This window comes from Streptomyces sp. NPDC026417 (genome assembly GCF_055567695.1).
This window is the reverse complement of sequence record NZ_JBVHPY010000031.1, coordinates 68,449-71,859: the sequence shown is the minus strand read 5'-3', so window position 1 is coordinate 71,859 and position 3,411 is coordinate 68,449. Positions and strand designations below refer to the sequence as shown.

Annotated in this window: 1 protein-coding gene, 1 rRNA gene and 2 pseudogenes; 3 read left to right on the top strand and 1 reads right to left on the bottom strand. The window is 74.3% G+C overall.

The window, feature by feature from the left end:
- From rrf to ACZ4NT_RS34395, 3 genes and pseudogenes are all read left to right on the top strand, one after another.
- A 5S ribosomal RNA gene (rrf, locus tag ACZ4NT_RS34405) occupies positions 1 to 88 on the top strand; the annotation flags it as partial.
- A 776-nt stretch (positions 89 to 864) separates the two neighbouring features.
- Positions 865 to 1,299: pseudogene (locus ACZ4NT_RS34400) on the top strand (hypothetical protein); the annotation flags it as partial.
- Between the two features lie 414 nt (positions 1,300 to 1,713).
- Positions 1,714 to 2,571 carry a tetratricopeptide repeat protein gene (locus ACZ4NT_RS34395; protein ID WP_467729042.1) on the top strand — a complete coding sequence of 286 codons (858 nt, stop codon included), beginning with the start codon at positions 1,714 to 1,716 and terminating at the stop codon, positions 2,569 to 2,571.
- Positions 2,572 to 2,663: 92 nt separating this feature from the next.
- Here ACZ4NT_RS34395 and ACZ4NT_RS34390 read toward each other — a convergent pair.
- Positions 2,664 to 3,314 (bottom strand): annotated as a pseudogene (locus ACZ4NT_RS34390) (DUF1015 family protein); the annotation flags it as partial.
- Between the last annotated feature and the right edge of the window lie 97 nt (positions 3,315 to 3,411).

Below are 3,411 nucleotides of genomic sequence, written 5' to 3'. Positions count from 1 at the left end.
CGGTTACATTCCGAACCCGGAAGCTAAGCCTTACAGCGCCGATGGTACTGCAGGGGGGACCCTGTGGGAGAGTAGGACGCCGCCGAACAAATTTTGAGGACCCTTGGTCCCAGCGACTCGCTGGGACCAAGGGTCCTTTTGTTTTTCCAGAGCGCGCCGGGTACTCGGCTGCGCGAGAATGACTTGCGGTACCGAAGACAGGAGTCACCCATGTCCACCAACTCTCCCGACGAGCGACCGGAACGCGATCAGCGACGCCGGGACAGTGGTGACCGCGGCGGCTACCGCGGGGGCCCGCCGCGCCGTGACAATGCCGGCCGTGACAGCGACCGCGGCGGCTCCGGCCGGCGCGACGATCGCGGTGGTGACCGTGGCGGTGACCGCGGTGGCTTCCGCCGTGACGACAACCGTGGCGGCGGCGGTGGCGGTTTCCGTCGTGATGACAACCGCGGCGGTAGTGGAAGCGGTGGCGGCTTCCGCGGCCGCGACGACCGGCGCGACGATCGCGGTGGTGACCGTGGCGGTGACCGCGGTGGCTTCCGCCGTGACGACAACCGTGGCGGCGGCGGTGGCGGTTTCCGTCGTGATGACAACCGCGGCGGTAGTGGAAGCGGTGGCGGCTTCCGCCGCGACGACAATCGCGGTGGTAGCGGTGGCGGTTTCCGTGGCCGTGACGACCGCGGTGGCGATCGTGGTGGGTTCCGTCGCGACGACCGTCCGTCGAGTGGTCCGCGCCGCGACGACCGGCCCGCGGGTCCGCGTCGTGACGACCGGGGCGACCGTGGGTTCCGCCGCGACGACCGCGGTAGCGACCGTCCCGCGTTCCGCCGGGACGACGACCGTCCGGCCTTCCGTCGCGATGACGACCGTGGTGGCTTCCGCCGGGACGACCGACGTGATGACCGGGGCGGTGACCGTGGCGGCTTCCGTCGTGACGACAGCCGTGGCGGGGGCGACCGTCCCCCCTTCCGGCGTGACGACCGCCCGACCGGTGGACCCCGCCGCGACGACCGCGGAGGCGAACGTCCCGCGTTCCGTCGCGACGACGACCGTGGTGGCTTCCGCCGCGACGACCGTCGAGACGACCGCGGTGGTGACCGCGGTGGCTTCCGTCGCGACGACCGTCCGTCGAGTGGTCCGCGCCGCGACGACCGGCCCGCGGGTCCGCGTCGTGACGACCGGGGCGACCGTGGGTTCCGCCGCGACGACCGCGGTAGCGACCGTCCCGCGTTCCGCCGGGACGACGACCGTCCGGCCTTCCGTCGCGATGACGACCGTGGTGGCTTCCGCCGGGACGACCGTCGAGACGACCGGGGCGGTGACCGTGGCGGCTTCCGTCGTGACGACAGCCGTGGCGGGGGCGACCGTCCCCCCTTCCGGCGTGACGACCGCCCGACCGGTGGACCCCGCCGCGACGACCGCGGAGGCGACCGTCCGGCCTTCCGCCGCGATGACGACCGCGGCGGCTTCCGCCGCGACGACCGTCGAGACGACCGCGGCGGTGACCGCGGTGGCTTCCGCCGCGACGACAGCCGTGGCGGCGGCGACCGTGGTGGGTACCGCGGGCGCGACGACCGTGGGCAGGGCCCGCGCCGGGACGACCGGGGCGGCCGTCCCGGTGGGTTCCGCCGCGACGACAGCCGGGGCGACGACCGGCGCGGTGGCGGCCGCTACCGCGACGAGCGCGAGCGGGACCGTGAGCCGATCAAGCGGCTGCCGATCCCGGACGACGTCACGGGTGAGGAGATCGACAAGGACGTACGGCAGGAGCTGCAGAGCCTGCCCAAGGGGCTGGCCGAGGACGTCGCCAGGAACCTGGTGATGGTCGCGCGGCTCATCGACGAGGACCCGGAAGGGGCGTACGGCTACTCCCGGGTGGCCCTGCGTCTGGCGTCCCGCGTCGCCGCCGTACGGGAGGCGGCCGGGTTCGCCGCGTACGCGAGCCAGAAGTTCAGCGAGGCGCTCGCCGAGTTCCGGGCCGCCCGGCGGATGACCGGAAACGTCGACCTGTGGCCCGTGATGGCGGACTGCGAGCGCGGCCTCGGCCGGCCCGAGAAGGCGCTGGACATGGCGGGTGCGCCCGAGGTGCAGAAGCTGGACAAGGCCGGTCAGGTCGAGATGCGGCTCGTGGCCGCCGGTGCCCGGCGCGACATGGACCAGCTCGACGCCGCCATCGTGACGCTCCAGAGTCCCGAGCTGGCCTCCAGCTCCGTGCAGCCCTGGACCGCGCGACTGCGGTACGCGTACGCCGACGCGCTGCTCGCCGCCGGCCGTGAGGACGAGGCGCGCGAGTGGTTCGCCAAGGCCGTCGAGTCCGACAAGGACGGCAGCACGGACGCCTCCGACCGGCTCGCCGAGCTGGACGGAGTCGAGTTCGTCGACGCGATGTCCGAGGACGAGGTGGAGCTTCCCGCCCGCGTCGACGCCGAGGATGCCGCCGAGCCCGAGGATGCCGCCGACGTCGCGGACTCGGCCGACGTCGAGGACGAGGAGCCCGAGGTGCCGGAGGCTCGGCAGTCCCCGGCCGACGGTGACGACGAGGACGGCCCCGAGGATGCTCCCCGCGGCTGACGTCGTGCGGACGCGGCGGCCGGAACAGCGGTAGCACCGCGGTGACGGCGGACGGGCGGGACCCCGAGACGGGGTCCCGCCCGTCCGTTGTTTCAGAGGCTGAGCGCGCGCAGCACCAGACCGGACGCCGGCTTCGGGCCGAACGAGGTCGACTTGCGCGGCATCATCACGCCCTGACGGGCGAGGTCGCGGACGACCTCCTCGCGGACCGGGTGCATCAGGACCGCCGTACCGCCGTCGCGTTCCGCCTTCTCGACGGTCGCGGCCGTGTCGTGGATGTAGGCGATGTCCGCGGGGGAGTCCTCCGGGATGTGCCAGACGTGCTCCAGGAGCGCCGCGTGCAGGACCGTCGCGTCCAGGGTGCGCCAGGCTTCGGGGCGGTCCGCCGGGACCGTGCGGGCCAGGAGGTCCGGCGAGGGGCGGTCGACGAGGTGGAAGGCGCCGTCGCCGGCCAGGAGGAAGGCGTTGCCCTCGGCGGCCGCTCCGGCGAGTGCCGTCAGGGCCTCGGCGAGGGGGGCGTCCAGGCGGCGTACCCGGAAGTGGGCCGTCACGGCCGCGAGCGCCTCGGCCACGGGCAGCCGGTGGAGGAGGCGGTGGATCGCGCGGACCCGGAGCGGATGTCGTGCCGTGTCCACCAGGAGCACCAGACCGTAGTCCCACGGGCCGGGGGAGGGGTGTTCGGAGCGCAGCCGGAGGTAGGTCGCCCAGCGGTGGTGGCCGTCCGCGATGAGTGCCTGGTGGTGGGGGGGGGGGGGGGGGGGGGGGGGAGGGGGGGGGGGGGGGGGGGGAGGGGGGGGAGGAGGGAGGGAGGGGGGCGTGGCGGGTGTCGTTCAGAGAGGG